Raw genomic sequence first — 25,939 nt, forward strand, 5'->3', positions numbered from 1 at the left:
CTCTCGATGATGCCGCGATCAGGGGGTCAGGGCGATCAGACGCGGTCAGGGATGATCAGGTGAGATCGGGCGCGATCGGGGTGCGTTCAGGTCTCGGCGTGTTCCTCGGGGGCCAGGAAGCGGCCCATCGGGAGGACCTGGCGGCCCCAGGTGCTGGCCATGATCTGGCCGGCGAGGAGGTAGGTCGCCCCGAGCGCGGCCAGCAGCCCGCTCCAGCCGGTGATCCGGTTCCAGACCACCGATCCGGTGAACCCGCTGACCGTCATCGCGACGAAGACGACGAGCACGCAGGTGAAGGTGGACAGCAGCACCAGATGGATCCGGAAGCTGCCGATCCACAGGACGAACACCACGAACACCCAAGGGAGCGTGAACAGCCCGCTGACGTCCCCGCGCAGCGCGGGATCGGTGGCCGGCAGCACCCACTGGAGCAGGCAGGCCTTGGCCATCCAGAAGAGTCCGAAGCCCCCGAAGACGGTGGCGTGCCAGGTGTCGCCGCGCTGGGCCTGGAAGAGTCCGGCGAGCAGCTGGGCCAGCCCGCCGATGAAGAAGCCGACCAGCGGCAGCACCGAGTGGCCGAGCTTCTCGGGGAAGACGCCCGCGTCGATGCCCGTGGCGATGACGGTGACCACGATGAAGCCGGTGAGGCCGAGCGCGCCCAGCTGGGCCTGGGCGCTGGGCTCCATCCGCTTGACGGAGACGGCCTGTTCGGCCGGGCCCTGCCGGTTGCGGAAGCCCGGAAGCCCCGGGGTGTTCACCGGGCCTCGGTCCCCTCGCCCACGAACCGGGGGACCGACGGCGAGTCGTCGGGGAGCCCGCTGCCCACGGCGGCTCCGGGCCTGCCCCCGCGGAAGAGCGCGCAGGCGATCGTGATCGCCGAGCCGGCCACCGCCCAGGCGGCCAGCACCAGCATCGGCCCGGTCGTGCCGTTGCCCCTGAAGTACGCGATGGAGCGCGCGGCGTACGTACCGGCGCCCGGCGGCAGGGCGGGGCCGATCGCCTTCCAGAACGGCGGCAGCAGCGGGTACGGATAGGCGCCGCCCGCGCTCGGGTTGCCGAACACCACGACCAGCAGGATCGCGAGCCCGATGCCGACCACGCCCGCCAGCCCCTGGAGGGCCAGGGTGATCGCGCCCACCGCGAAGACGACGAGGGTGCCCAGACCCCACAGGGCCATGAGCGAGCCGGGCAGCGCGTCCAGGACCGGGCCGGCGATGACCGCGCCGAGCAGTCCGGCGGCGATGGCGTACACGAGCAGTGCGCCGAGCCGGATGACGGCGCGGGCGGAGTTCGCGGGCCGGGCGCCGGCGCTGATGGCGAGGATCGCGGCGCACAGGTAGCCGCCCACGCACCAGCCGACGACCAGGTAGAAGGAGCTCAGGCCGCGGCTGTCGCCCCGGTAGGCCGGGGCCACGTCGGTGACCTTGACGGTCCGCCCCCGGGCCTTCTCCGCCGCGCCGACGATCTCCTCGAGGGCCTGCGAGAGGGAGGCCCCGGTGCCGGAGGCGACCAGCAGCCTGTCGGTCTGCCCGGCCGGGTCGACGATCAGCGCGCCGTCCACGTCCCGGTTCTCGATCAGGCGGATCGCGGCGGCCTCGTCCCCGGCCGTCCGGGGGGCGAGCGGCTTGCCGGGCAAGGCGGCGAGCTGCTCTGCGGTCTGCTCGGCGACCTGCGCGGCGGGCGCGGCCACGGCGAGGGGGATCTCGCTGGGCTTGGGGTGGTGGAAGGCACCGATGTACGAGGTGATGAACGCGAGCTGGAGGGCCAGCACCCCCAGGACCAGCAGGGCTGCCCGGGTGGTCACGGCGTCCTTGATCTCGGCGAGGAAGCCGCCGGACGGACCTGCGTCGGTGCTCTCGGTGGGCTGGGTCATGCCCCCCACGCTCGGCGTACGGGGGACGGGGCGCAGCAGGGGTGGGCCCAATGGGTGATCTCCGGGGCCACCTCCCGGATGATCGAACAAGTGTTTCGCACGGATATTCGAATTGCTCTATGGTGGAGAGCGGGGGAGTCGAAGGAACGGGGGCAACGAGCGAAGCAGGAGGCCGCGGGTGCCAGGTTTTACGCATCTGCACACCGTTTCGGGGTTCTCCATGCGCTATGGAGGCTCCCACCCGGAACGGCTGGCGGAACGTGCCGCCGAGCGGGGCATGGACGCCCTCGCCCTGACCGACCGGGACACCCTGGCGGGCGCGGTGCGGTTCGCGAAGGCCTCCGCGAAGGCCGGGATCCGGCCCCTGTTCGGGGTGGACCTCGCCGTGTCGCCTCCGGCGGCGGCGGCCGGGCCTGCCGGGCCGGGGGGCCCGGCAGGCCCCGGCGAGGCCTCGTACCGGCGGCGCAACCCCGTCAAGGGCGGCGCCTTCGTCGACGAGTCCGCCCCGCGGGCCGTCTTCCTGGCCCGCGACGGGGCCGCCGGATGGGCCGAGCTGTGCCGGATGACCACGGCCGCCCACGCGGGCGACGCCGCCGGGCGCCGGCCCCTGCTGCCCTGGAGCGCCCTGCGCGGAGAGGGCGTCTTCGTGCTGCTCGGGCCCGGCTCCGAAGTGGGGCGGGCGCTCTCCGCGGGCCGCCCCGACCGGGCCGCCCGGCTGCTCGCACCCTGGCGGGAGGTCTTCGGCGACTCCCTGCGCCTGGAGGCCGTCCACCACGGCCGCACCGGTACCGGCCCCGGCTCGCTCCGGCTGGCCGCCCGCACCGTCGGCTTCGCCGCCGAGCAGGGGCTCCCGGCGGTGCTGACCAACGCCGTCCGCTACGCCGACCCCGGCCAGGGCCCGGTCGCCGACATCCTCGACGCGTCCCGCCGCCTGGTCCCCATCGACCCCCGCGGCCCCCTCGACAGCGGCGAGCGCTGGCTCAAGGCCCCGGCCGCCATGGCCGACGCAGCCGACCGGATCGCCCGGGCCGCCGGCCTGCGCCCCGCCGACGCGCGGCGCCTCCTCGCCGAGACCCGGCACACCGCGGAGGCCTGTGCGGTGGATCCCGAGGACGACCTCGGCATGGGGTCCGTGCACTTCCCCGAGGCCCGCCTCGTCGGCGCCGCCCACCGCAGCGCCCAGCGGGTCCTCGCCTCCCGCGCCTCCGCGGGCATGGTGCTGCGCGGCTACGCGGACGACCCCGCGTACTGGCGGCGGATGCACCACGAGCTCGACATCATCGCCTACCACGGCTACGCCTCGTACTTCCTGACGGTCGCCCAAGTGGTGGACGACGTACGGGAGATGGGCATCCGGGTCGCCGCCCGCGGGTCCGGTGCAGGCTCCCTCGTCAACCACCTGCTCGGCATCGCGCACGCCGACCCCGTCGAGCAGGGCCTGCTGATGGAGCGCTTCCTGTCCAAGCGCCGGCACGTCCTGCCCGACATCGACATCGACGTGGAGTCCGCCCGCCGGCTGGAGGTCTACCGGCGGATCATCGACCGGTTCGGCGCCGAGCGCGTCGCCACCGTCTCCATGCCCGAGACCTACCGGGTCCGGCACGCCATCCGCGACGTCGGCGCCGCCCTGTCCATGGACCCGGCCGTCACCGACCGGCTCGCCAAGGCCTTCCCGCACATCCGGGCCCGCGACGCCCGCGCCGCGCTGCAGGAGCTGCCCGAACTGCGCGACGTGCGCGGAGAGTCGTACGGGCGGCTGTGGGAGCTCGTCGAATCGCTCGACGCGCTGCCGCGCGGGATCGCCATGCACCCGTGCGGGGTGCTGCTCTCCGACGCCTCCCTGCTCGCCCGTACGCCGGTGGTGCCCACCAGCGGCGAGGGGTTCCCGATGTCCCAGTTCGACAAGGACGACGTGGAGGAGCTCGGGCTGCTCAAGCTCGACGTGCTCGGCGTGCGGATGCAGTCCGCGATGGCGCACGCGGTCGCCGAGATCCGGCGCGGCACCGGGCGCGAGCTCGATCTGGACGACCCGGCGCAGGTGCCGGCGGGGGACCGGGCCACGTACGAGCTGATCCGGTCGGCCGAGACGCTGGGCTGCTTCCAGATCGAATCCCCGGGCCAGCGCGACCTGGTGGGGCGGCTCCAGCCGTCCACCTTCCAGGACCTGGTGGTCGACATCTCGCTGTTCCGGCCGGGGCCGGTGGCCGCGGACATGGTGCGGCCGTTCATCGAGGCCCGGCACGGGCGGGCGCCGGTGCGCTTCCCGCACCCGGACCTGGCGGACGCGCTGCGCGAGACGTACGGGGTGGTGGTCTTCCACGAGCAGATCATCGAGATCGTGCACGTCATGACCGGCTGCGGGCGGGACGAGGCGGACCGGGTGCGGCGCGGGCTGTCCGATCCGGAGTCGCAGGGGCGGATCAAGGTCTGGTTCGCGGCGAAGGCCGGCGAGCGCGGCTACCCGGCGGAGGTGATCGCCCGGACCTGGGAGATCGTGGAGGCCTTCGGCTCGTACGGCTTCTGCAAGGCGCACGCGGTGGCCTTCGCGGTGCCCACGTACCAGTCGGCGTGGCTGAAGGCGCACCACCCGGCGGCCTTCTACGCGGGGCTGCTGACCCACGACCCGGGGATGTACCCGAAGCGGCTGCTGCTGGCGGACGCGCGGCGCAGGGGCGTGCCGGTGCTGCCGCTGGACGTGAACCGGTCCGCGGCCGCCCACCGCATCGAACTGGTGTCCGAGACGGGCGGGGGCGCCCCGGCCGGGGCGTGGGGGCTGCGGCTCGGGCTGTCCGACGTCCACGGCATCAGCGAGGCCGAGGCGGGCCGTATCGAGGCCGGGCAGCCGTACGCCTCCCTGCGCGACTTCTGGGACCGGGCGCACCCGGGCCGCCCGGTGGCCGAACGGCTGGCGCAGGTCGGTGCGTTGGACGCGTTCGGCGCCAACCGGCGCGACCTGCTGCTGCATTTGACCGAGCTGCACGGCGCGCAGCGGGCGGCCGGTGTGCGGGGTCCGGTGCGCGGCCCCCAACTCCCCCTGGAAGGAGGCCGGTCCACTGCCTCCGTCGGGCTGCCGGACCTGACCGACGCGGAACGGCTCAGCGCCGAGCTGGGCGTCCTCGGCATGGACGCCTCGCGGCACCTGATGGCGGACCACCACGCCTTCCTGGCCGAGCTGGGGGTGATCCCGGCACGGCGGCTGCGCGAGGCCGGGCACGGGCAGACGGTCCTGGTGGCCGGGGCCAAGGCGGCCACCCAGACCCCGCCGATCCGGTCCGGGAAGCGGGTCATCTTCACGACGCTGGACGACGGGACGGGCCTGGTCGACCTGGCCTTCTTCGACGACAGCCACGAGCGGTGCGCGCACACCGTCTTCCACTCCTTCCTGCTGCTGGTACGGGGCGTCGTGCAGCGGCGGGGCCCGCAGAGCCTGAGCGTGGTCGGGGCGGCGGCGTGGAACCTGGCGGAACTGGTGGAACTGCGCACGGCCGGCGGCCTGGAGGCGGTCGCGACCCGGCTGGCCTCCGGCGACGCCGGGGCCGGGGGCGCGGGCGAGGGCGGGCGTGAGGGTGGCGGCGCCGGGGCCGGGGAGGCGGCCCCGGCGGACCCGGGCCGCCGGATCCGCATGTCCACGGGGTACGAGATGAACCCCTGGGCCGACCTCCAGCCCCCGGGCACCGGCCCCGCCACCGGCCGCAAGCTGTGGCACTCCAGCCCGGGGAGCGCGGGATGAACACGGGCGCGGGCGCGCGCTGGGCCGCGGGGCCGGGTCCTGGCCTGGGCGCGGCTTCCGGTGGGGGCGCGGGCGCGGGCTGGGCCGCGGGTCGGGGCCCTGGCCTGGGCGGTGTGGCTTCCGGTGCGGCTGCGGGCGCGGCTTCCGGTGGGGTCGTGGTGTGTCTGCGGATGGGCTCCGCCGGCGGGGGGCCGCCCGGGGCCCCGGAATACGCCGGGGTGCTGGCCCTGCTCGGCGGCATCACCCCGGCCGTGCAGGCCCTGCCGCCCGACGGGGCCCTCGCCGAGGTCCGGGCCGCGCTGCGCTACTTCGGCTGCGACGCCGACCGGCTGGCCGCCGTGATCCGGGTGCGGGCCCTCGCCCTGCACGGCGTGGACTGCACCGTCGGCGTGGCCGGCAACCCCATGCTGGCCCGGGCGGCGGCCCGCGAGGCCCGGCCCGGGGGGACCCTGGTGATCCCCGACGATCCCGCCGCCGTCCGCGCGTTCCTGGCCCGCAAGCCCGTCACCGCCCTCGACGGGGTCGGCCCCAAGGCCGCCCGCACCCTGTGCTCCTACGGCCTCGACTCCGTCGGCCGGGTCGCCGCCGCCCCGCCCGCCGCCCTGCGGCGGATCCTCGGCGCCCGCCTCGGCCGCGAGGTGCAGGAGCGCGCGCTCGGCATCGACCGGACCCCCGTCCGGCCCGGCGCGGCCGCCCACGCCCTCGGCGCCGAGCGCGCCTTCGACCGGGACGAGCTGGATCCCGTGCGGCACCGGCGGGCCCTGCTCTCGCTGGCCGACGAACTCGGTGCGAAGCTCCGTACGCTTCGTACACAAGAAGAGGGCCGGGGCCAGGTCTGCCGCTCCCTCTCGCTCACCGTCCGCTGCGCCGACCGCACCACCCTCACCCGGACCCGCACCCTCGCCGAACCCACCGCGCACTCGGCCACCTTGACCGCCACGGCCTACGCCCTCTACGAGGGCCTCGGCCTGCAGCGGGCCCGCGTCCGCGCCCTGTCCCTGCGCGCCGAGGGGCTGACCCCGGCCGAACGGGCCGCGCGGCAGCTCAGCCTGGACCCCGAGGACGAGAAGGCCCGCCGCCTGGAGGCCGTCACCGACCGCGTCCGCGCCCGGTTCGGGCCGCACGCCATCGCCCGTGGCACGCTCGCGGCCTGAGCGGGGGTCGAACATCGCAAGACACGCGAGTTTTTACCGACGCGTAACTTCCCTGTCTTGCTACTCACCCGTAATTTAGCGGCAGCAGCGCCCCCTTGTGATCCGGATCACGGGACGAACCCCCACGCCCCATCCCCTTGAGTCGACCCGCAAGGAGATCACCCGATGCTGCCCTGGAGACGCCTGCTCCGCCCGCTGGCCGTCCTCGTCCTCACCGCCGCCGCACTCGTCGCCCCCACCGGCGCCGCCCAGGCCGCGTCCGCCCCCAGCAGCGGCTGGAACAACTGGTCCTGCAAACCGTCCGCCGCGCATCCGCGCCCCGTCGTCCTCGTGCACGGAACCTTCGGCAACTCCGTGGACAACTGGCTCGGCCTCGCGCCGTACCTCGTGCACCGCGGCTACTGCGTCTACTCGCTCGACTACGGACAACTGCCCGGCGTGCCCTTCTTCCACGGGCTCGGCCCCGTCGACAAGTCCGCCGAACAGCTCGACGACTTCGTCGACAAGGTGCTCGCCGCCACCGGCTCCGCCAAGACCGACATCATCGGGCACTCGCAGGGCGGCATGATGCCGCGCTACTACCTGAAGTTCCTCGGCGGCGCCCAGAAGGTCAACGCCCTGGTCGGGCTCGCCCCCGACAACCACGGCACCACCCTGCTCGGCTTCACCAAGCTCCTCCCGTACTTCCCGGGGGCCGAGCACCTGATCAGCACCGCGACCCCGGGCCTCGCCGACCAGATCGCCGGATCCGCCTTCCTGCAGAAGCTCAACGCGGGCGGGGACACCGTGCCCGGGGTGAAGTACACGGTCATCGCCACCCAGTACGACCAGGTGGTCACGCCCTACCGGAGCGGGTTCCTGGACGGGGCGAACGTCAAGAACGTCGTCCTGCAGGACCTGTGCGGCCTGGACTTCTCGGAGCACGTCGCCATCGGGCTCACCGACCGGATCGCCTGGCACGAGGCCCTGAACGCCCTCGACCCGGCCCACGCCGAACGGACCACGTGCGCATCGGTCTTCGACTGACGCACACGCGGCCCGCGGACCTGTCCGACCGTATGACCTAGCGGCCGTGCCGGCCGGTCGTCGCACGACGGCGGGCCAGCGCGAACAGCACGGCCGCGCCCACGGCCAGCACACCGGCGCCACCGATCGCGATCGCGGGGGTGGCGCTGCTGCCGCCCGTCTCCGCGAGGTTCCCGCCCTGCGGAGCCGGGGCCTGGGCCGGCGCCGAGGACACCGCGGCCGCGGCCGCGCTCCCGTTCGTCTTCGGATCGTTGTCTCCGTGGCCGTTGTGCTCGACGCTGGACTTGCCGGAGCCGTCGGCGATCTGCTGGTCCGTCGGGGCCGAGGGGGCGTCGGAGGGCGCCCCGGACGGCGTGGCGTCGCCGGGCCCGCTGGGCTGCGCACTCGGCTTGGTGCTGGGCTTGCCGCTCGGCTTGGGGGCGGAACCGCCGTTGTCCTTCCCGAAGACCACGTCAGAGCAGGTGTAGAAGGCCTCCGGGCTGTCCGAGCGCTGCCAGATGCTGTAGATCAGGTGGCGGCCGGTCTTGTTGGGGACGGTCCCGGAGAACACGTAGTCGCCGTTCTGCATCCCCGGGTCGGTGACCTTCGCGAACGGAGCGGGCTCCAGGTCCGACCACGCCAGCGGCTTGGCCGGGTCGTACCCGTCCTTCGTCACGTACAGCTCGAAGGAACCCCGGTGCGGGGCGGTCCCCTTGTAGCGGAAGGTGTGCGCGCCCGCCTTCATCGGGCTCGCGGGCCAGTCGGCGCGCGCCAGGTCCAGGCCCTGGTACTTGTCGTTGCCCGCCGAGCAGAGCTGCCCGTTGGGGATCAGCGAGCGGTGGTTGCCGGCCGCGTTGGCGATGTTCACCGCGTTCCAGTCGTAGAGCGCCTGCGCTCCGCTCGCCGCGACCGCCGCCTTGCACGCCGCGGACCGCGGGGACTCCGGGCCCTCCGCGTAGCACGCCGCGACCCGGCTGACCGGGTCCGTCATCGAGCCGTGGGCGGCCGCGGGAGCGGCGGCGTACGCGGCGACCGCGAGCGGCGCGAGGCCGGCGGCGGCGATACGGGTCAGCGTCACGGTACGGCGGCGTGCGGACATGGTGGATCTCCTTCGGGCACAAGGCAGGGGCGCGCCAGCGGAACCGGAATCGGGCGAATGCGGCGCCGCCCCCCGGCGGCGCCACATCGGGCCCTTCCTGTCCTGGCCCCGCCAAGCTAGCCCGCCGGACCACGGGTTTCGCCGGGATGGACCCGCAGAAGGTGATCCTTAGGCTCCGCTTAAGGAAGCGCTAAGCGGGGCCTACAGAAACCGCCGTTCCGGCCCCGGCGCGCTCCTCAGGCCAGGAGCGCAGGGAGGCCCGCCGGGGTTCTGGCCTGGTCGTCCAGGGCGTCGAGTGCGCGTATGGCCTGGGCGCCGGCCTCCGGGTCGCTCGTGGTGAGGCCGCTCGCGGCGAACTCGTCCTCGTCCAGCCGCAGTACGCAGGAGCCGTCCGCCGAGACCCACAGGTCGAGGTCCAGGTCCTCCACGAGGATCTCCCCGCTGCGCACCAGGGCCGGGCGGGTGACGTCGCAGTACCAGCCCTTCAGGACGCCGTCGCCGGTCCACACCTCCTTGACCGCGTACCAGCGGGTCCGCCAGAAGTGCTCGACGAACACGTCGCCCGGCTCGAAGCGCACGAAGCCGAAGTCGCGCACGCCCTCGGCCGCCCAGGGGGCCCGTACCGAGATCCGGTCGCCGTCGTCGGCGACCCGCGCCGCCGGGTAGCGGATCTTGGTCCGGCCGGCCTTGGTCAGGACGACGGTCAGCTGCTCCCTCACGCTGTCTCCAGTTTCCTCGTGTAGCGCGTCTCGCTCGCGCAGATCTCGTATCCGAACCACTTGTTGACGGCGAGCATCGGCTCGTTGCCCGCGTCGTTGCCGGTGAACGCCTCCGTGTACCCGGCCGCGCGGGCCCGGCGCAGCGAGTCCGTCTTGGCGAGCTTGGCCAGGCCCCGGCCGCGGAAGGCGCGGAGGGTGCCGGTCATCGCCGTGGCGTAGCGGGTGGCACCGTCGGTCCGGGCCGCGGTGAAGGCCGCCACCACCCCGTCGACGAGGACGACGGTGGTCAGCTCCTTGTCGAGGTCCGGGCTGTTCCAGGTGTGCGCGAGCCACTCCTCGTAGTCGTCGAACTCGGCCGCCACGTCGCCGGGTTCGTCGGAGGTCGTCTCCGCGTCGGCCTCGAAGAGCGGGCGCGGGTCGGCGGCGAAGGCCGAGGCGGTGCGCAGCTCGACCCCGTCCGGGAGGGTCTGCGGCAGCGGGGGCAGGGTGCCCGCCGCCAGGTCCAGGCGCAGGAAGTGCGCGGACCGGCTGGGACGGTAGCCGCGCCGCTCGGCGAAAGCCCGGTGGGCGGGGGCGTCGAGGACCCAGGCGTAGGTGTCCACCGCACCGTGGGCGGCGAGGTGCTCCTCGGCCGTGCGCAGCAGCAGGCTGCCGGCGCCGAGGCCGCGGTGCGCCGGGTCGACGTACGCGTTGACGTACGACTGTCCCGGCTCGGGGCTGTCGTGCGCGATGCCGACCTGGGCGGTGCCGATGACGTGTCCGTCGGCCGTGTGTGCGAGGAGGAGGCGGAAATGCGCGTCGGGAGGGGCCGAGCCGGCCTCGAAGGCGACGCCCTCGGGGGTGGTGATCAGGAAGGGCAGGGCCGCGCGGCGCACCCGTACGACGGACTCCGCGTCCGAGCGGTCCGTGGGGCGGAGGTCGCGGATCAGAACGGTCATGCGGCCGACGCTACGGGCGGACGCGCGTCGGGCGCCTCCCAATTATCCGGCGATGGACGGCGATGGACGGCGATGGGGGACAATCGGGGCCGTGACCTCGACGAACCTGAAGATCACCATCAGTACGGCGGCGGGCTCGGCCGCGCCGTACGAACAACTGCGCGCGCAGATCGCCGACCGGGCCCGGTCGGGCCGGCTGCCGGCGGGCTTCAAACTGCCGACGGTACGGGGGCTGGCGGAGGAGCTGGGGCTCGCGGCCAACACCGTGGCGAAGGCGTACCGGGCGCTCGAGGCGGACGGGGTGATCGAGACGCGCGGGCGGAACGGGACGTTCGTCGCCGCGGGGGAGGGGGCGTCGCGCGAGGCGGTGGCCGCGGCGCAGGCGTTCGCGGAGCGGGTGCGGAGGCTGGGGCTGACGGAGGCGGAGGCGGTGGCGGCCGCCACCGACGCCCTGCGGGCGCGCTACGCCGCCGATTAGCCCTCGCGGCCGGGCCCGCCGCCCCGGGCTCCGCCCCGGACCCCGCGCCTCAAACGCCGGCGGGGCTGCAAGATCGGGGCTCCGCCCCGGACCCCGCGCCTCAAACGCCGGCGGGGCTGCAAGATCGGGGCTCCGCCCCGGACCCCGCGCCTCAAACGCCGGCGGGGCTGGATGGGCCGGGCCCCGTGCCTTGGAGGCGGGCGGGGCTGGATGGGCCGGGCCCCGTGCCTTGGGGGCGGGCGGGGCTGGATGGGCCGGGCCCCGTGCCTTGGGGGCGGGCGGGGCTGGATTGGCCGGACCCCGTGCCTTGGGGGCGGGCGGGGCTGGATTGGCCGGACCCCGTGCCGCAAGGGCGGGCAGGGCGTGGTTACAGGTAGAGGCCGGCCTCTGACGTGTGGGGCTGGGGTGGGAGGACCGCCGCCGGGCCCGTGCCCCGCCGGAGGGCGAAGAGTTCGGCCAGGCTCGCGCCCTCGCGGGACACGCCCTCGTCCGTGCCCAGCCAGTCCACCGCCTCGCGGTGGGTCAGCCGGCCCACCTCGATGCGGGCCAGGCAGCGCCCCGGCCGGACCACCGCCGGGTGGAGCCGCTCGAGGTCCTCGTTCGTCGTGACTCCGACCAGGACGTTGCGGCCCTGCCCCAGCAGACCGTCCGTCAGGTTCAGCAGCCGCGACAGCGCCTGCCCCGCCGTGTGCCGGGCCTCACCGCGGATCAGCTCGTCGCAGTCCTCCAGGAGCAGCAGCCGCCAGCGGCCCTTCGCCGTGCCCTCCTCCTCGCCGATCGCGATGTCCATCAGGTAGCCCACGTCGTTGAACAGCCGCTCCGGGTCCAGGACGCAGTCCACCTGGCACCAGTCCCGCCAGGACCGGGCGAGCGTGCGCAGCGCCGAGGTCTTGCCCGTCCCCGGCGGGCCGTGCAGCAGGAGCAGCCGGCCCGCGATGTCGTCCGGGGTCACCTTCATCAGCCGGTCCATCGCCCCGGCCACCGGCGCCGTGTAGTTGGGCCGGACCTCGGCCCAGGTCCCGGCCGCGATCTGGCGGGTCGTCCGGTACGGCCCGCGGCGCGGGGAGACGTACCAGAACCCCATCGTGACGTTCTCCGGCTGCGGTTCGGGGTCGTCCTGCACCCCTTCCGTGGCCCGGCCGAGCACGCCGGCGGCGAGCTCGTCGCTGACCGCCGTCACCGTGACGTCCGCACCCCTGCTCCACCGCGAGACCAGCATGGTCCAGCCCTCGCCCTCGGCGAGCGTCGCGCTGCGGTCGCTGTCGCGCGCCGAGCGCAGAACGCTGGCCTCGGGCGGCAGCAGGCTGGCGCCCGGCCTGACCCGGTCGATCGACACGCTGTGCGAGAACGGCTGCTCGCCGGAGGCGAACCGGCCGAGGAACAGCGCATCGACGACGTCCGACGGCGAATCGCTGTCGTCGACATTGAGCCGGATCGGCAGCGCGTCATGCGGGTTGGCTGGCATGGCGCCCATGATCCGGCACACCGTGCCCCCGTGCACCCGTGTTTCGCCGGATCGAGTGGCCGGGTTCCCTCTTGAAACACCCCGGCGGTGAAGATTCGGACAGCAACTCTGCGCCGAAAATTCTTGGCATGAACACTTCCAGCCAACCCCGGCTCCTTGTACCACGGACTCAGGAGTAACCCCCACAAGGAGCCGCACACATGAGCATGAAGATGCCACGTTTCGCCGCGCTCGCCACCACCCTGTTACTGGCCGCCGGCGCCGCCCTCTTCGGGGCGGGCCAGGCGGCGGCCGCCGCCCGGGCCGACTTCGGATACGTCGCCCTCGGCGACTCGTACTCCTCCGGCGTCGGCGCCGGCAACTACGACAGCGGGAGCGGCGCCTGCAAGCGCACCCCCCGTGCCTATCCGGCCCTGTGGGCCGCGTCCCACGCCCCGCAGACCTTCTCCTTCGTCGCATGCTCCGGCGCCCGTACGAACGATGTGCTCGCCCATCAGCTCACCCCGCTGAACTCCGGAACCGACCTGGTCAGCATCACCATCGGCGGCAACGACGCCGGATTCTCCGACGTCATGACGACCTGTGTGCTCCAGTCGGAGTCCACCTGCGTCAGCCGCGTCAACGAGGCCAAGGCCTACGTGAACTCCACCCTCCCCGGCCGCCTCGACCAGGTCTACAACGCCATCGAGAGCCGCTCCCCGAACGCCCGCGTCGTCGTCCTCGGCTATCCCCGCTTCTACAAGCTGAACGGCACCTGCACCACCGGCCTGACCGAGGGCGAGCGCGCCGCCATCAACGGCGCGGCCGACCACCTCAACGCCGCCATCGCCAAACGCGCCGCCGACCACGGGTTCGCCTTCGCCTCGGTCGCCGGAGCCTTCACGGGCCACGAGATCTGCTCCGGCAGCGCGTGGCTGCACAGCGTCAACTGGCTCAACATCGGCGAGTCGTACCACCCCACCGCCGCCGGACAGTCCAGCGGCTACCTGCCCGTCTTCGCCAACGCCGCCTGAGCGGCTAGGAGCCGGCGGACGGTTCGGCCGTCGGCTCGTCCTGCGGGCTCGGTGACGCGCTCGCGCCAGGGGAGGGGGCCCCGCTCGTCGGGGCCCCCTCCTCGCACGTCACGGAGGTGGCGACCCACTGCGTGGCCACATCGGCCGGCCCCCGCACCTCCAGCCGGACCGCGTCCTCGTACCCCCCGCCCGGCGCGTGCGTCAGCTCGGCGTGCTCCAGCCGCCGGCTCCTCGGCCCGCCCTCCTCGTACGTCAGGAACTGCCAGCCGGGACCGGAGGTCTGCCCGCTGCGCGTGGCCCAGCGGTACGCCAGCCGGACCGGAAGCCGCTCCACCTCCACGGTGGCGGTGAAGGAGGGCGCACGCTCCGCGGGCGGCGGGCAGCTGCCGCTGTACGCGGCGCGCACGGTGTCCACGTACACCGCGACGTGCTGCTCCGGGCCGGCGGAAGCGGCAGCCGAAACGGCGGCGGAGGGCGGGGCCGAGGCGGACGGCGGAGCGGAGGCCGGAGTGGTGGCGGGCCCGGCGGCGGCCGTCGAGCCCGCCGGCAAGGCTCCGCCGCTGCCGCCCTCCTTCTGCCCGAGGTCCTTCAGCAGCAGCCAGCCCAGCACGGCCAGCGCCACCAGCATCACCACGATCCCGACGGTGAGCACCGCCCCGGCCCGGCCCTCGCGCCGCGCCTGCCCGGGCGCGGGCACGGCCATCGGCGGCGTGGGTTCCCCGTACGGCCCGCCGTTCGGCCCGCCGTGCGGTACGGGCCGCGCCTCCCCGGGGCGGTCCTGCCGGTGGTGCCGCGCGACGGCCGTCGGCGCGTCCGGACCCGACACCGGCCCTCCGGAGTCCCGCACGGCGCCGCCCGCGCCCACCACCCGCAGCATCCGGGCCGCCTCCGCCGCGGGCAGCCGCTCGGCCGGGTCCTTCCGCAGCAGCCCCTCCAGCACGGGCTCCAGCGGCCCGGCCCGGCGCGCGGGCGGCAACTCCGCGTCCACCACGGCCCGCAGCGTGTCCACCGGTGTCTCCTGCCGGAACGGCGAGACCCCCTCGACGGCCGCGTACAGCATGATCCCGAGCGACCACAGATCGGACTCGGGCCCCGGATCGCGCCCCAAGGCCCGCTCCGGCGCGAGGAATTCGGGGGAGCCGACCACCTCGCCCGTCATGGTGATCGCGGACGAGCCCTCCAGGCTCGCGATCCCGAAATCGCTCAGCACCACCCGGCCGTCGTTGGCGATCAGCACGTTCGCGGGTTTCACGTCCCGGTGCAGCACCCCCGCCTCGTGCGCCGAGCGCAGCGCGGCCAGCACCTGCTCCCCGAGGTGTGCCGCCCGCTGCGGGGACATCGGCCCCTCGGCCTCCAGTACGTCGGCCAGCGAGAGCCCGCGCACCAGCTCCATCACGATCCACGGCCGGCCGCCCTCGGAGGCCACGTCGTAGACCGTGACGACCCCGCGGTGCGAGACCCGGGCCGCGGCCCAGGCCTCCCGCTCCAGCCGCCGGTACATCCGCTGGAGTTCGGCGGGCTCCAACCCGGCGGGCGCCCGTACCTCCTTGACGGCGACCTCGCGGGCCAGGACCTCGTCCCGGGCCCGCCACACGATGCCCATTCCGCCCCGGCCGAGGGGGTCCAGCAGCCGGTAACGGCCCGCGATGACACGATCGGGGCTCGATTCCCCGTCCACGTCGGCCACACTACGACTCACACGAGCCCCCATGGGTCACCAGGCGATCACTCCAAGTTAGCGCAGTGTGCCCGAAGCGGCCCCTGTCGTGACGTGACTCGCACCCAGGTCCTCCGAAATCGGCCCGCCTGTGCGGAGAGTGACTGCCGACTCCGCTGAGTAACCGTCAACTCCCCGTACTCATAGGGGTAATTCACACCACCGGGATACCCGAGCGCGACGCGGGGACGATAGGGTTAACCTGCCCGGGCCGGGTGCCCTCGTACGGGTGGGGAGAGAACATGGAACAGATAGCAATGCGCAGCAGGCCGCCCCGCGTGCCTGCCATCACCTGCGGCAGCGGTGCGACCAGCTCGCGCCTCGACCGCCATCTCGCCGTGCTGGGCGGACCTGCCGTCCCGCACCGGGAGACGGCCGAGGCGACCCTGCTGATGCGCGAGCTCACGTCCCGCGACCACACGCACCGCCTGCGGAGCCGGAGCGCGCGCGTCTCGCTCTTCGCGCCGCTGCGCCGTCTGCGTCGCACGCTCTTCGGCAGCCGCCGCTCGTAACAGTCCCCGTACCGCGGCCTTCCCTCCGGCTCGGCTCCGGCTCCCCGGCCCTACGCCACGACACCCTCCCGGCGCAGTTCCGAGATCTGCGCGCCCGTCATCCCCAGGGCGCGCAGCAGGGTCTCGGTGTGTTCACCCAGCGCGGGCACCGCACCCATGTGCGGTGCCGCGCCGCCCGGCAGTCCGATCGGCGGGAGCAGGGCCCGCAGTGGACCGGCCGGTGATCCCACTTCCCGCCAGCGGTCGCGGGCCGCCAGCTGCGGGTGGCCCGCCAGTTGGGCCACCGAGTTCAGCCGTGCGCAGGCGATGCCCGCCGCCTCCAGCCGCCCGATCGCCTCGTCCGCGCCCAGCAGGCCCAGGGCCCGCGCCACCACCGCGTCGGTCTTCTCCCGGTTGCCGGTGCGCGCCGCGTTCGTCGCGTACTGTGGATCCTCCGCCAACTCGGGCCGCTCCAGCACCTGTTGCGTGAGCCGTCGCCACTCCCGGTCGTTCTGCACCGACAGCAGCACCCGGTCGCCGTCGGCCGTCGCGTAGGCGTCGTACGGGGCGATCACCGCGTGCGCGAGACCGGTCCGTACGGGCTGCTCGCCGCCGTGCATCGTGTGGTGCAGCGGATGCCCCATCCACTCGGCGAGCGCGTCCAGCATGGACACCTCCACCCGGCCCCCGCGCCCGGTGACACCCCGGCGCAGCAGGGCCGCGAGCACCCCCGAGAAGGCGTACATGGCCGCCGCGATGTCGGCTGCCGGGATCCCCGCCTTGACGGGCTGCTGCGGCGTGCCGGTCACCGAGACCAGGCCCGCCTCGCACTGCACGAGCATGTCGTAGGCGCGCTTGTGGGCGTACGGGCCTTCGGCGCCGTAGCCGGAGACGTCCACGGCGACCAGGCGCGGGTAGCGGGCGCACAGCGCGGCCGAGTCCAGCCCCAGCCGGGCCGCCGCGCCCTGTGCGAGGTTCTGCACGAACACGTCGGCGCCGGCCAGCAGTCCGTGCAGGACCTCCCGGCCGCGAGGGTCCTTCAGGTCGAGCGCGAGCGACTCCTTGCCGCGGTTGGCCCACACGAAGTGCGAGGCGAGGCCGTGCGCGGTGGTGTCGTAGGCGCGCGCGAAGTCGCCGCCGTCGGGGCGCTCGACCTTGATCACCCGGGCGCCGAGGTCGGCGAGCTGGCGGGTGGCGAAGGGGGCCGAGACGGCCTGTTCGACGGCGACGACGGTGATGCCGGCGAGGGGGAGGGGCTCGGGCGGGGGCGCTGCGCTTTCGGTGTCCATGGCACCGATGCCTATCCCGTCCGGCCCCGTCCTGTCACCCCCCGTTTCCTGGCGGCTAGGCGGTGAGGCCGCGCGCGAACCGGCGCGTCGCCAGCGGCGCGAAGAGCGCGAGGAGGAGGAACGACCACAGGAGGGCCCCGGCGACCGGGTGCGCGGCGGGCCAGGAGGCGCCCGCCGCGGCCTCGGCCCCGGCGTTCCCGCACAGCTCGCGCACGGCGGTGGCGACGGCGCTGATCGGGTTCCACTCGGCGACCGTACGCAGCCAGCCGGGGAGCCCCGCGGTCGGCAGGTACGCGCTGGACAGCATCGGCAGCACGAAGGTGGCGCCGCCGAGCTGCCCGGCCGCCTCCTCGCTCTTGCTGAGCAGGCCGAGGTACGTCCCGACCCACGCGGTGGCGAAGCGGAACAGCAGCAGCAGGCCGAGGGCCGCCAGCGCGCCCGGCAGGCCGTTCTCGATGCGCCAGCCCATCGCCAGTCCCACCAGCATCAGCGGCACCATGGAGACCGCGGTGGTGAGCAGATCCGCGCCGGTCTGCCCGAGCGGTACGGCGCTCCGGCTCATCGGCAGCGTCCGGAACCGGTCCATCACCCCGCGGTGGGCGTCCTGCGCGGCGGTGAACAGGCCGGTCATCAGGCCGTTCGCGGCGGTCGCGGCGAGCAGGCCGGGAACCAGGAACTCCCGGTACTCGGCGCCGGGCATGGCGAGCGCGCTGCCGAAGACGTACCCGAAGAACAGCAGCATGGTGATCGGCATGGTCTGGGTGAGGATCAGCAGCGCGGGCGCGTGCCGGGCCTTCTGGAGCTGGCGGGTGAGGACGGCTCCGCCGTCGGACAGCAGGGTGCTCATGCGGCGTTCTCCTTGTGCGGTGCGGGGATCCGGGTGAGGCGCAGGAACACCTCGTCGAGGGTGGGCGGGCGCAGGCTCGCGTCGGTGACCGGGACCCCTGAGGTATCGAGTTCGCGGATGATCCGCGGCAGGGTGAGCCCGGAGTCGAGCACGGTGACGCCGACCGTCAGCCGCTCCTCGTCGAGCACCGGCCGGCCCCCGGTGAGCTGGTCCAGTACGGCGGCGGCGCCCGCGAGCGCCTCGCGCGCGGGGACCGTGACCTCGGCGCGGGCGCCGATCCGGGCCTTGAGCGAGGCGGGGGTGCCGTGCGCGACGGCCCGGCCCCGGTCGACGACCACGATGTCGTCGGCGAGCCGGTCGGCCTCCTCCAGGTACTGGGTGGTCAGCAGCACGGTGGTGCCCTCGTCGGCGAGTGCCCGTACCGCGGTCCAGATGTGCTCCCGGGCCGCGGGGTCGAGGCCGGTCGTCGGTTCGTCGAGGAAGAGCACGCGGGGGCTGGTGATCAGTCCGGCGGCCAGGTCCAGGCGCCGCTTCATGCCGCCCGACCAGGTGCCCGCCACCCGGTCGGCCGCCTCGCCGAGGCCGAAGCGCTCCAGCAGTCCGTCGGCGCGGTCCCGGCCCGCGGAGCCGCGCAGTCCGGCGAGGCGGGCGAAGAGCCGCAGGTTCTCCCGGCCCGTCAGGTCCCCGTCGACGGAGGCGTACTGGCCGGTGACCCCGATGACGCGGCGGACGGCCGCGGGGGCGCGGGCCACGTCGTGTCCGGCCACGAGGGCGCGGCCGCCGGTGGGGGCGGTGAGGGTGGTGAGGATCCGGACGGCGGTGGTCTTGCCCGCGCCATTGGGCCCCAGGAGGCCGCAGACCGTGCCCTCGGGCACGGCGAGGTCGAGCCCGCGCAGGGCGTGGATCTGCCCGTAGTCCTTCTCCAGACCCTCACTAAGTACAGCGTACGTAGTCATCATGCGCGCCACCGTACCTCACTACGTACGGTGTACGTAACTAAGATGGTGGCGAGACGACGAGGTGATCTGAGCGATGACAGCCGGCGGGCGACCCGCTGAACCCGAAGTGATCTGGTCCCGCCCCCAGCGGGCGGGCCGCGGACCCAGGCCCGCGCACAGCCGCGAGTCGATCGCCGCCGAGGCGGTGCGGATCGCCGACGAGGAGGGGATCGAGGCCGTCTCCATGCGGCGCGTGGCGGCGGGGATCGGCGCGGGGACCATGTCCCTCTACAACTACGTGCCGCGCAAGGAGGACCTGTACGAGCTGATGGTCGACGCCGTCAGCGCGGAGTACGACTTCGCACCGCCGGCCGGCGACTGGCGGGCCGACATGCTCGCGCTGGCCCGCCAGACACGGGCGCTGATGCACCGCCACCCGTGGCTGCCGCGCCTGCTGAGCCCCGTCCACGGCTTCAGCCCGAACGCCCTGCGCTACCTGGAGCACAGCCTGGACTGCCTGGCACCGCTGGACGTGCCGGACGCCGAGAAGCTGGAGCTGGTCGCCGCGGTCAACGGCACCGTCGCCACGTACGTGGCGGGCGAACTGGCGCTGGCCGAGCGGTCCCGGTCGCTGCCCTGGAGCGAGGCCGAGGAGCAGGGCGCACGGACGGCCTGGCTCGGCTCGCGCCTGGCCACCGGGCAGTACCCGCGGCTGGCGGCGGCCCTCACGGGCGGCGGTCCGGTGCCCGGCGCGGCGCTGGACATGGCCGCCGTCTTCGACCGCTCGGTGACGCGGCTGCTGGGGGCGTGGGGGGCGTAGCGGCGCGGCGGCCCGTCGTGCCCCCGCGGTCGTTCAGAGCAGCGCGAACTGCCCGCCCGGGCCCTCCTCCTGGTGGTCCAGGACCGAGGCGGGCCGCCGGGCCCACCGCGGCGGCGGCAGTACCCCGGCCGCGCGCAGCTCGCCCGCGCGGAGGCTGGGGCCGGGCTCGAACGCGGCCCGCTCCGGGGCCAGATCGGCCAGTAGCGCCAAGGTCGTGACCAGGGCCAGCAGCTCCGAGGTCCAGGCCTGCGGCCACTCGGCCGGACCCAGTGCCTCCAGCCCGTCGGCGGCGGGGTCGCGGTGGGCCCGGCGGGCGGCGAACCAGGCCTCCAGCACCCGCACGCCCTGCGCCTCGTACTCCCACGCGCCGGGCGGCACCGGGGACACCGTCCCGCCGCCGAAGCCCAGCGTCTCGCTCCCCGCGTCGTACGCGACCTCGTGCGGCCATGCCGTGACGGCCGAGCGGACGTACGGGCGGCGCCCGCCGGGCAGCCGCGGAGCCTCGCCTCCGCGGGCCCCGCGCAGCTGGACCGTGAGCAGCCGGTGGCCCAGCTCCAGCCCGGCCCGCCAGCGGAGGGGATCGGCCGCGAGCGGGACCTCGTAGCCGCGCGGGCCCGGGCGGCCCGCCGCGAGGATCCAGCACAGGACGTCCTCGGGGGTGACCCAGCCGCCGTACCGCTCGCCCAGCAGCGGCAGCAGGCCGGGGGCGAGATTCGGCTCGGCTCCACCGGGGCGCCGGTGCAGCGGGCGGATCCTGCCGAGCCGGCCGGCCGGGAGGTGCGCGGTGACCAGCGGCTCCGGCGTCTCCACGAGGAACAGCTGGTGCTCGTCCAGGACCCGCCACAGCTCCGGGCGGGCCGTGTCGATGAGCCGCTGGTCGGGCAGCAGCCACTGCTCGTCGAAGGGCTCGCGGAGCACCCGTACGGGGTCGGGGCACGGACCGGGCCCGTCGGTGAAGCGGGCCGTCGCCGCCGAGCGCTGGCCGGGCAGCGCGGCGGCCCCGGCGGCGGGCGTGCGGCTGCGGCTCGGGCGGAACAGCCGGTCCCGCTCCGCTCCTTCGGCGCTGGTCAGGGCCGCCCACCGGGTGCGCAGGGCGGCCGGATCGGGCGCGGCCACCCAGTCCCGGCCCAGGCGCAGGCCGCCCACGGCCCAGGGCATCAGTTCGTCCAGCAGCAGGTCCGGCAGCGGTGTGTCAGCACTCACGCCGCCGATGGTAGCGACGGGATCCGGTGGCCGGGCTGTGTCCAGGCCGAAGCGCTACGCTCCTTATGTACGCATACGCACCGTATCCACGTACCGTATCCGCGTACCGTATCGACCGAGGAGACGGTCATGAGTCAGTACGACGAATACTCGACTCCTTCGCAGGCCGAGGGCGAGCGGCTCGACGAGGACATGGACGAGACGCAGCGGGGGCAGCAGCACCCCCAGACGATGCGGACCACGCCTTCGCAGGCGGAGGGCGAGCGGGGCAGGGAAGAAGACGACGAGAAGTGACCCTGGTGCACCGGGCTGCCGGTGCACGTCCCGGGCGGGCGTGAGCGCGCGGTCGTGAGCGTGCGGGGGTGGGCGTGCGCCCGGGGCTGAGCGTGCGCCCGGGCGTGAGCGCGCGTCGGCGCCTCAGTGCGCGTCGACCGTCACCGTGAAGGAGAACCGGTCGCCCCGGTAGCGGATGCGCGCCACGTCCACGACGCGGCCGTCCTCGTCGTAGGTGACGCCCGTGTAGTGCAGGATCGGGCTCAGCAGCGGCACCTGGAGCAGTTCGGCCGTCTCCGGGTCGGCGAGCCGCGCCTCCACGGTGTCGGTGATCCGGCTGATGCGCACCCCGACGACGTCCCGCAGGACCTTCGTCATCGGCCACCGTTCGAGATCGGCGAGCTCCACCGCCTCGGCGAACTCCGGAAGGACCGCGTTCTCCGCCCAGTTGGTCGGCTCGCCGCTCACGGGGTCGTGGCGGAGCCGGCGGTAGGTGACCACCTCGGGCGTGTCCGGGAAGTGCTCCAGCAGCTCCCCGGACACCGTCGTGCGCCCGTGGCCGAGAATCGTCGTACGGTCGCCCGACTGCTGGGCCACGATCGCGTCGACCGAGCCCAGCAGCCGCACCGGGGAGCCGCGCCGCGCACCCGGTTCGATGAAGGTGCCGCGCCGCCGGTGCCGGCTGATCAGGCCCTCGCCCTCCAGTTCCTTGAGCGCCTGCCGCATCGTCAGCACGCTCACCCCGTAGTGCTCGGCGAGCTGCTCCTCGGTGGGCAGGCGCAGCGAGGCGTCCGGGGTGCGCCCCAGTATCGAGGCGCGCAACGACTGTGACACCTGGTACCAGAGGGGCAGTTTCCGGTTCAGGACCAGAGAGTCGGGGGCGAAGGCGGTCACGGGTGGTTCTCCGTACGGATGGACGGCGGCACTGCGCGGCGCAGGCGCGGTACGCAGGGTATGCAGTGCAGGTCAGGCGCGGAAGTGGCGCTGCAGGCCCTGCCACACCTCGTCGTACCCGCGCTGGAGGTGGTCCGCGCCGGCCGCCTGGGCGGTGGCGGTGATCGGCCAGCGGGTCTCGAACATGAAGGCCAGGCCGTCGTCGATCTTCTGCGGCTTCAGCTCGGCGGCGCTGGCCCGGTCGAAGGTCTCCCGGTCGGGGCCGTGCGCGGACATCATGTTGTGCAGCGAGCCGCCGCCCGGCACGAACCCTTCGGCCTTGGCGTCGTAGGCGCCCTCGATCAGGCCCATGTACTCGCTCATCACGTTGCGGTGGAAGTACGGCGGGCGGAAGGTGTCCTCGCCGACCAGCCAGCGCGGGGCGAAGACCACGAAGTCCACGCCCGCCAGCCCCGGGGTGTCGGAGGGCGAGGTCAGCACCGTGAAGATCGACGGGTCGGGGTGGTCGTAGCTGATCGAGCCGAGCACGTTGAAGCGGCGCAGGTCGTACACGTACGGGACGTGGGTGCCGTGCCAGGCGACGACGTCGAGGGGGGAGTGGTCGTAGGTGGCAGCCCAGAGGTTGCCGCAGAACTTGTTGACCACCTCCGTCGGGCGGTCGAGGCGGTCGGGGGTCTCGTACGCGGCCACCGGCGCCCGGAAGTCCCGGGCCGCGGCGAGGCCGTTGGCGCCGATCGGGCCCAGGTTCGGCAGCTCGAAGGGCTGGCCGTAGTTCTCGCAGACGTAGCCGCGGGCCGGGGCCCGGCCGCTCCCGTCACCGGCGCCCGTGTCGGTGTCCGTGTCGGTGTCCAGGAGCTCCACGCGGAAGCGGACGCCGCGGGGGATCAGGGCGACCTCGCCCGGCCGGGCGGCGAGCAGGCCCAGCTCGGTGCGCAGCAGCAGCCCGCCGCGCTCGGGGACGATCAGCAGCTCGCCGTCGGAGCTGCTGAACACCCGGTCGGTCATGTCGGCGTTGGCGGCGTAGAGGTGGACGGCCATGCCGGTGCGCTGGGCGGCGTCGCCGTTGCCGCCGAGGGTCCACAGGCCGGCGAGGAAGTCGGTCCCGGGCGCCGGGTCGGGCAGCGGGTTCCAGCGGAGCCGGTTCGGGTCGGCCGGGAGCTCGGTGAAGGGGCCGGTGCGCACGGCCCCGTTGTCGATCCGGGTGAAAGGCGGGTGCGCGGCCGAGGGGCGGATCCGGTACAGCCACGAGCGGCGGTTGTGCGTGCGCGGCTCGGTGAAGGCGGAACCGCTCAGCTGCTCGGCGTACAGGCCCAGGGCTGCGCGCTGGGGCGAGTTCCGGCCGAGCGGCAGGGCGCCGGGGACGGCCTCCGAGCTGTGCTCGTTGCCGAAGCCGGTGAGGTACTCCAGCCCCTCCGCGGTCTTCCTGGCCTGCTCGCTCATGTGCTGCTCCCGCTCCGTCGAAGGAATCCTATGGTCGACAGTAGGATTCCGCGGCCCGCACGTCAACGGTGTCCCGGGGGGTGGGTTCGGCCTTCGCCCGGGACGGATTCGCGCAGAAGGGGGCGGATCCACGCAGAGGTCGGGCGGATTCGCGCAGAGGTCGGGCGGATCCACACAGTGGTCGGGGGATGCGCGCAGCGGTCGGGCGGATCCGCGCAGCGGTCGGACGGATTCGCGCAGAGGGGGCTCACAAAAGATGAACATTGCTCTACTCTCACGCGCATGTCGTGGACCCGCAGGTTCCCTGCCGTGCCGGCGGCGCTCCTCGCCGCCCTCCTCGCCCTCCTGTCCCTCTTCGCCGCCGCGCCCGCCGCCCGCGCGCACGAGGAGCGCCCCGTCACCCTCCCGGACGGCTCCGGCTCGGTACCCGAGTACCGCAAGGCCGAGCCAGACCTGCTGGTCTGCAAGACCGGCCGCCCCGAGTTCGAACGCCGGATATCCGCCTTTCCGGAGGACCTCAGGCAGCGCAACCTCGCCCTGTACGAACGCTGCGAGAAGAGCGGCTACCGCCACCTCCAAGAGGCCGTCGACGCCGTGGACCGCCCCGGGATGAACATCGCGATCCTCCCCGGCCTCTACGAGGAGGAGCCCTCCCTGGGCAAGCCCTCGGGGGAGTGCGCCAACCTGAAGGCCCCGGACTCCTCGCTCGGCTACCAGATCCTCAGCTACGAGCAGCAGGTGGCCTGCCGCCACAACCAGAACCTCGTCGCCATCCTCGGCAAGACGAACCTCCAGATCGAGGGCACCGGGGCCTCACGCCTCGACGTGGTGATCGACGCCAAGTACCAGAAGCTCAACGCCCTGCGCGCCGACAAGTCCAACGGCATCTACTTCCGCAACTTCACCGCCCAGCGCACCACCTTCAACTCGCTGTACGTGCTGGCGGGCGACGGGTTCGTCATCGACGACGTGCTGACCCGGTGGAACGACGAGTACGGCTTCCTCACCTTCGCCAGCGACCACGGGCTCTACAAGAACTGCGAGTCGTACGGCAACGGCGACTCCGGCATCTACCCCGGCAGCGCCTCCAACATCAACGACGGCCGGGGCTACGACGTGCCCCGCTACTCCATCGAGATCACCGGCTGCCGCAGCCACCACAACATGGTCGGCTACTCCGGCACCGCCGGCGACTCGGTGTGGGTGCACGACAACGAGTTCGACCAGAACATGGGCGGCGCCTCGATGGACAGCGCCTTCCCCGGGCACCCGGGACTCCCGCAGAACCACGCCAAGTTCGAACGGAACCTGATCCACGACAACAACCAGGACTACTACCGGTACGTCGCCGACGGCACCTGCGCGAAGCCGCCGGCCGAGCGCGGCTACGAGCGGGGTGTCGTCTGCCCGCAGATCTCCATGCCGCCGGGCACCGGCATCATCACCGCGGGCGGCAACTGGAACCTGTACGAGGACAACTGGGTGTACGGGCACCAGCGCGCGGGCTTCTACCTCAGCGCGGTCCCGGCCTTCATCCGCGGCGAGGAGCGGTGGTCGAAGCAGGCCGACACCTCGCACCACAACCGCTACGCCGGCAACACCCTGGGCAAGGACAAGTCCGGCGCCGCCCGCCCCAACGGCATGGACGTGTGGTGGGACGGCCAGGGCCGCGGCAACTGCTGGCAGGACGGCCCCGACGGCTCCTCCCCGGGCACCGTGCCCCAGTGCGGGGAGGCCCGCGGAGACGTCACCGGAGCCTCGGCCCGCCTGGTCGGCGAACCGGTGAAGCTGGTCCAGCTGCTCGTCTGCGCGGACTACAGCGTCCAGGCGCGCAGGCTCCCGGCAGGCTGCGACTGGTACGGCGCCCGCGGCCTGGAACGGGTCGAGACCCAGATCGCGCTCGCCGTGGCCGGCGTCCTGCTCCTGGTCGGCGGGGTGCTGTGGCGGCGCCGCCTGCGCGGCTCCCGGCTGGGCACGGCGGCCTCGCTGCTGGGCCTGGCGGGCCTGGCCCTGGACGTGGCCGGCTCCACGACCGGGCTGGTCCCCACCTTCGTGCCGGCGCTGGCTCTCCTCCTCCTCGGACTGTGGTGGACGGGGGTCGGGCTGGCCCTGCGCCCGACCCGCCCCTGGCTGGCCCGCCTGACCCTGCTGCTGGCCGGGCTGACCCTGCTGGACGCCTTCGACAAGGCCGTCCTGATGATCCCGTGGACCCCGCTCAGCCCCGCCTGGGCCCGGGCGCTGCTCGCGGTGGTCTGGGTCCTGTGGGCGGTGGTCGCCTCGGCCCGCCCGGCCACCCCGGCCCCCGGGCCCGCGAGCCCCGGCGACGACCCCACGGCCGCCCGCACCCCGGCCGACCGCACCCCGGTCTCGGCGGGCCCGGCCCCGACCCTCGACACCACGGCACCCGAACCCCCGCGCCCGGCAAGCCCGAAGCCCCCGACGGGAGACCAGCCGTGAAGCCCCACCCCGCCCCCAACCGCGGCAACCCACCCCACCCCGCCGCCGCCCGGCAGACCGGGACCGCCCACCCCGCGCCCGGAAGGCAGCCCGACC

General features: G+C 74.1%; 22 protein-coding genes. 9 read left to right on the top strand and 13 right to left on the bottom strand.

Going from position 1 to position 25,939, the window contains the following annotated elements; all coding sequences use genetic code 11:
• Window positions 1-86: 86 nt before the first annotated feature.
• A complete protein-coding gene (locus AB0D66_RS22865) occupies window positions 87-758 on the bottom strand; it encodes an acetate uptake transporter (RefSeq protein WP_362306434.1) in 672 nt (223 codons plus the stop codon).
• Window positions 755-1,873, bottom strand: coding sequence for a DUF3533 domain-containing protein (locus AB0D66_RS22870; protein ID WP_362306437.1), 1,119 nt, complete (start codon window positions 1,871-1,873; stop codon window positions 755-757). The genes AB0D66_RS22865 and AB0D66_RS22870 overlap by 4 nt, the downstream gene beginning before the upstream one ends.
• A gap of 220 nt (window positions 1,874-2,093) precedes the next feature.
• Between AB0D66_RS22870 and dnaE the strand changes: the two genes are divergently transcribed.
• From dnaE to AB0D66_RS22885, 3 genes are all read left to right on the top strand, one after another.
• On the top strand, window positions 2,094-5,603 hold the full coding sequence (gene dnaE, locus AB0D66_RS22875) for a DNA polymerase III subunit alpha (protein WP_362306440.1): 3,510 nt from the start codon (window positions 2,094-2,096) through the stop codon (window positions 5,601-5,603).
• Window positions 5,604-5,773: 170 nt separating this feature from the next.
• Window positions 5,774-6,757 (top strand): hypothetical protein, encoded by a 984-nt coding sequence (locus AB0D66_RS22880; protein ID WP_362306632.1) that lies wholly within the window; start codon window positions 5,774-5,776, stop codon window positions 6,755-6,757.
• 165 nt (window positions 6,758-6,922) lie between these two features.
• The gene (locus AB0D66_RS22885; RefSeq protein ID WP_362306443.1) at window positions 6,923-7,783 is read left to right on the top strand and encodes an alpha/beta fold hydrolase; all 861 of its coding nucleotides are present in this window, start codon (window positions 6,923-6,925) and stop codon (window positions 7,781-7,783) included.
• Window positions 7,784-7,820: 37 nt separating this feature from the next.
• Here AB0D66_RS22885 and AB0D66_RS22890 read toward each other — a convergent pair whose 3' ends face one another.
• From AB0D66_RS22890 to AB0D66_RS22900, 3 genes are all read right to left on the bottom strand, one after another.
• A complete protein-coding gene (locus AB0D66_RS22890; protein WP_362306446.1) occupies window positions 7,821-8,861 on the bottom strand; it encodes a lytic polysaccharide monooxygenase in 1,041 nt (346 codons plus the stop codon).
• A 236-nt stretch (window positions 8,862-9,097) separates the two neighbouring features.
• Window positions 9,098-9,580, bottom strand: coding sequence for a DUF402 domain-containing protein (locus AB0D66_RS22895; protein ID WP_362306449.1), 483 nt, complete (start codon window positions 9,578-9,580; stop codon window positions 9,098-9,100).
• Window positions 9,577-10,518 carry a GNAT family N-acetyltransferase gene (locus tag AB0D66_RS22900; RefSeq protein WP_362306452.1) on the bottom strand — a complete coding sequence of 314 codons (942 nt, stop codon included), beginning with the start codon at window positions 10,516-10,518 and terminating at the stop codon, window positions 9,577-9,579. The genes AB0D66_RS22895 and AB0D66_RS22900 overlap by 4 nt, the downstream gene beginning before the upstream one ends.
• 91 nt (window positions 10,519-10,609) lie before the next feature.
• On the opposite strand from AB0D66_RS22900, the gene AB0D66_RS22905 reads away from it, so the two are divergent.
• Complete coding sequence (locus AB0D66_RS22905; protein ID WP_362306455.1) at window positions 10,610-10,996, top strand: GntR family transcriptional regulator; 387 nt, start codon at window positions 10,610-10,612, stop codon at window positions 10,994-10,996.
• A gap of 367 nt (window positions 10,997-11,363) precedes the next feature.
• Here the strand turns inward: AB0D66_RS22905 and AB0D66_RS22910 are convergent, their stop codons facing one another.
• The gene (locus AB0D66_RS22910; RefSeq protein WP_362306458.1) at window positions 11,364-12,470 is read right to left on the bottom strand and encodes a DUF5925 domain-containing protein; all 1,107 of its coding nucleotides are present in this window, start codon (window positions 12,468-12,470) and stop codon (window positions 11,364-11,366) included.
• 197 nt (window positions 12,471-12,667) lie between these two features.
• Between AB0D66_RS22910 and AB0D66_RS22915 the strand changes: the two genes are divergently transcribed.
• Window positions 12,668-13,474, top strand: a complete 807-nt coding sequence (locus tag AB0D66_RS22915) for an SGNH/GDSL hydrolase family protein (protein ID WP_362306635.1) — start codon at window positions 12,668-12,670, stop codon at window positions 13,472-13,474.
• A gap of 4 nt (window positions 13,475-13,478) precedes the next feature.
• Here the strand turns inward: AB0D66_RS22915 and AB0D66_RS22920 are convergent, their stop codons facing one another.
• Entirely contained in the window at window positions 13,479-15,173 is a 1,695-nt protein-coding gene (locus AB0D66_RS22920; protein WP_362306461.1) for a serine/threonine-protein kinase, read from the bottom strand.
• Window positions 15,174-15,433: 260 nt separating this feature from the next.
• On the opposite strand from AB0D66_RS22920, the gene AB0D66_RS22925 reads away from it, so the two are divergent.
• Entirely contained in the window at window positions 15,434-15,703 is a 270-nt protein-coding gene (locus tag AB0D66_RS22925; protein WP_030720225.1) for a hypothetical protein, read from the top strand.
• 50 nt (window positions 15,704-15,753) lie between these two features.
• On the opposite strand, the gene AB0D66_RS22930 is transcribed toward AB0D66_RS22925, so the two are convergent.
• Genes AB0D66_RS22930 through AB0D66_RS22940 form a run of 3 tightly spaced genes read right to left on the bottom strand, consistent with a single transcriptional unit; the run spans window position 15,754 to window position 18,777 of the window.
• Window positions 15,754-16,971, bottom strand: coding sequence for a CaiB/BaiF CoA-transferase family protein (locus tag AB0D66_RS22930; RefSeq protein ID WP_362306466.1), 1,218 nt, complete (start codon window positions 16,969-16,971; stop codon window positions 15,754-15,756).
• A 55-nt stretch (window positions 16,972-17,026) separates the two neighbouring features.
• Window positions 17,027-17,818 (bottom strand): ABC transporter permease, encoded by a 792-nt coding sequence (locus AB0D66_RS22935; RefSeq protein WP_362306470.1) that lies wholly within the window; start codon window positions 17,816-17,818, stop codon window positions 17,027-17,029.
• A complete protein-coding gene (locus AB0D66_RS22940) occupies window positions 17,815-18,777 on the bottom strand; it encodes an ATP-binding cassette domain-containing protein (RefSeq protein ID WP_362306473.1) in 963 nt (320 codons plus the stop codon). Before AB0D66_RS22940 ends, AB0D66_RS22935 begins: the two co-directional genes overlap by 4 nt.
• Before the next feature lie 73 nt (window positions 18,778-18,850).
• Between AB0D66_RS22940 and AB0D66_RS22945 the strand changes: the two genes are divergently transcribed.
• Window positions 18,851-19,576, top strand: a complete 726-nt coding sequence (locus AB0D66_RS22945) for a TetR/AcrR family transcriptional regulator (protein WP_362306476.1) — start codon at window positions 18,851-18,853, stop codon at window positions 19,574-19,576.
• A gap of 33 nt (window positions 19,577-19,609) precedes the next feature.
• Here the strand turns inward: AB0D66_RS22945 and AB0D66_RS22950 are convergent, their stop codons facing one another.
• Window positions 19,610-20,734 carry a type ISP restriction/modification enzyme gene (locus AB0D66_RS22950; RefSeq protein WP_362306639.1) on the bottom strand — a complete coding sequence of 375 codons (1,125 nt, stop codon included), beginning with the start codon at window positions 20,732-20,734 and terminating at the stop codon, window positions 19,610-19,612.
• Between the two features lie 174 nt (window positions 20,735-20,908).
• Between AB0D66_RS22950 and AB0D66_RS22955 the strand changes: the two genes are divergently transcribed.
• Window positions 20,909-21,073: a hypothetical protein gene (locus AB0D66_RS22955; protein WP_362306480.1), complete on the top strand. Its 165-nt coding sequence runs from the start codon at window positions 20,909-20,911 to the stop codon at window positions 21,071-21,073.
• A gap of 123 nt (window positions 21,074-21,196) precedes the next feature.
• Here the strand turns inward: AB0D66_RS22955 and AB0D66_RS22960 are convergent, their stop codons facing one another.
• Both AB0D66_RS22960 and hmgA read right to left on the bottom strand, forming a co-directional pair.
• Window positions 21,197-21,946 (bottom strand): GntR family transcriptional regulator, encoded by a 750-nt coding sequence (locus AB0D66_RS22960; protein WP_361762226.1) that lies wholly within the window; start codon window positions 21,944-21,946, stop codon window positions 21,197-21,199.
• Window positions 21,947-22,018: 72 nt separating this feature from the next.
• Window positions 22,019-23,386, bottom strand: coding sequence for a homogentisate 1,2-dioxygenase (hmgA, locus tag AB0D66_RS22965; RefSeq protein WP_362306483.1), 1,368 nt, complete (start codon window positions 23,384-23,386; stop codon window positions 22,019-22,021).
• A gap of 282 nt (window positions 23,387-23,668) precedes the next feature.
• Here hmgA and AB0D66_RS22970 point away from each other — a divergent pair, with 282 nt between their 5' ends.
• Complete coding sequence (locus AB0D66_RS22970; protein ID WP_362306486.1) at window positions 23,669-25,843, top strand: right-handed parallel beta-helix repeat-containing protein; 2,175 nt, start codon at window positions 23,669-23,671, stop codon at window positions 25,841-25,843.
• Window positions 25,844-25,939 lie beyond the last annotated feature (96 nt).

The sequence above is a fragment of the Streptomyces sp. NPDC048270 genome, from assembly GCF_040652335.1.
GTDB lineage: Bacteria > Actinomycetota > Actinomycetes > Streptomycetales > Streptomycetaceae > Streptomyces.

Bases quoted from the DNA above. Each gene is read 5' to 3' on its own strand.
- AB0D66_RS22935 (WP_362306470.1), bottom strand. From the start codon at position 17,818: ATGAGCACCCTGCTGTCCGACGGCGGAGCCGTCCTCACCCGCCAGCTC.
- AB0D66_RS22880 (WP_362306632.1), top strand. From the start codon at position 5,774: ATGGGCTCCGCCGGCGGGGGGCCGCCCGGGGCCCCGGAATACGCCGGG.
- AB0D66_RS22945 (WP_362306476.1), top strand. From the start codon at position 18,851: ATGACAGCCGGCGGGCGACCCGCTGAACCCGAAGTGATCTGGTCCCGC.
- AB0D66_RS22915 (WP_362306635.1), top strand. From the start codon at position 12,668: ATGAAGATGCCACGTTTCGCCGCGCTCGCCACCACCCTGTTACTGGCC.
- AB0D66_RS22910 (WP_362306458.1), bottom strand. From the start codon at position 12,470: ATGGGCGCCATGCCAGCCAACCCGCATGACGCGCTGCCGATCCGGCTC.
- AB0D66_RS22890 (WP_362306446.1), bottom strand. From the start codon at position 8,861: ATGTCCGCACGCCGCCGTACCGTGACGCTGACCCGTATCGCCGCCGCC.
- AB0D66_RS22885 (WP_362306443.1), top strand. From the start codon at position 6,923: ATGCTGCCCTGGAGACGCCTGCTCCGCCCGCTGGCCGTCCTCGTCCTC.
- AB0D66_RS22925 (WP_030720225.1), top strand. From the start codon at position 15,434: ATGGAACAGATAGCAATGCGCAGCAGGCCGCCCCGCGTGCCTGCCATC.
- AB0D66_RS22930 (WP_362306466.1), bottom strand. From the start codon at position 16,971: ATGGACACCGAAAGCGCAGCGCCCCCGCCCGAGCCCCTCCCCCTCGCC.
- AB0D66_RS22955 (WP_362306480.1), top strand. From the start codon at position 20,909: ATGAGTCAGTACGACGAATACTCGACTCCTTCGCAGGCCGAGGGCGAG.
- AB0D66_RS22940 (WP_362306473.1), bottom strand. From the start codon at position 18,777: ATGATGACTACGTACGCTGTACTTAGTGAGGGTCTGGAGAAGGACTAC.
- dnaE (WP_362306440.1), top strand. From the start codon at position 2,094: ATGCGCTATGGAGGCTCCCACCCGGAACGGCTGGCGGAACGTGCCGCC.
- AB0D66_RS22950 (WP_362306639.1), bottom strand. From the start codon at position 20,734: ATGCCCTGGGCCGTGGGCGGCCTGCGCCTGGGCCGGGACTGGGTGGCC.
- AB0D66_RS22970 (WP_362306486.1), top strand. From the start codon at position 23,669: ATGTCGTGGACCCGCAGGTTCCCTGCCGTGCCGGCGGCGCTCCTCGCC.
- AB0D66_RS22870 (WP_362306437.1), bottom strand. From the start codon at position 1,873: ATGACCCAGCCCACCGAGAGCACCGACGCAGGTCCGTCCGGCGGCTTC.
- AB0D66_RS22900 (WP_362306452.1), bottom strand. From the start codon at position 10,518: ATGACCGTTCTGATCCGCGACCTCCGCCCCACGGACCGCTCGGACGCG.
- hmgA (WP_362306483.1), bottom strand. From the start codon at position 23,386: ATGAGCGAGCAGGCCAGGAAGACCGCGGAGGGGCTGGAGTACCTCACC.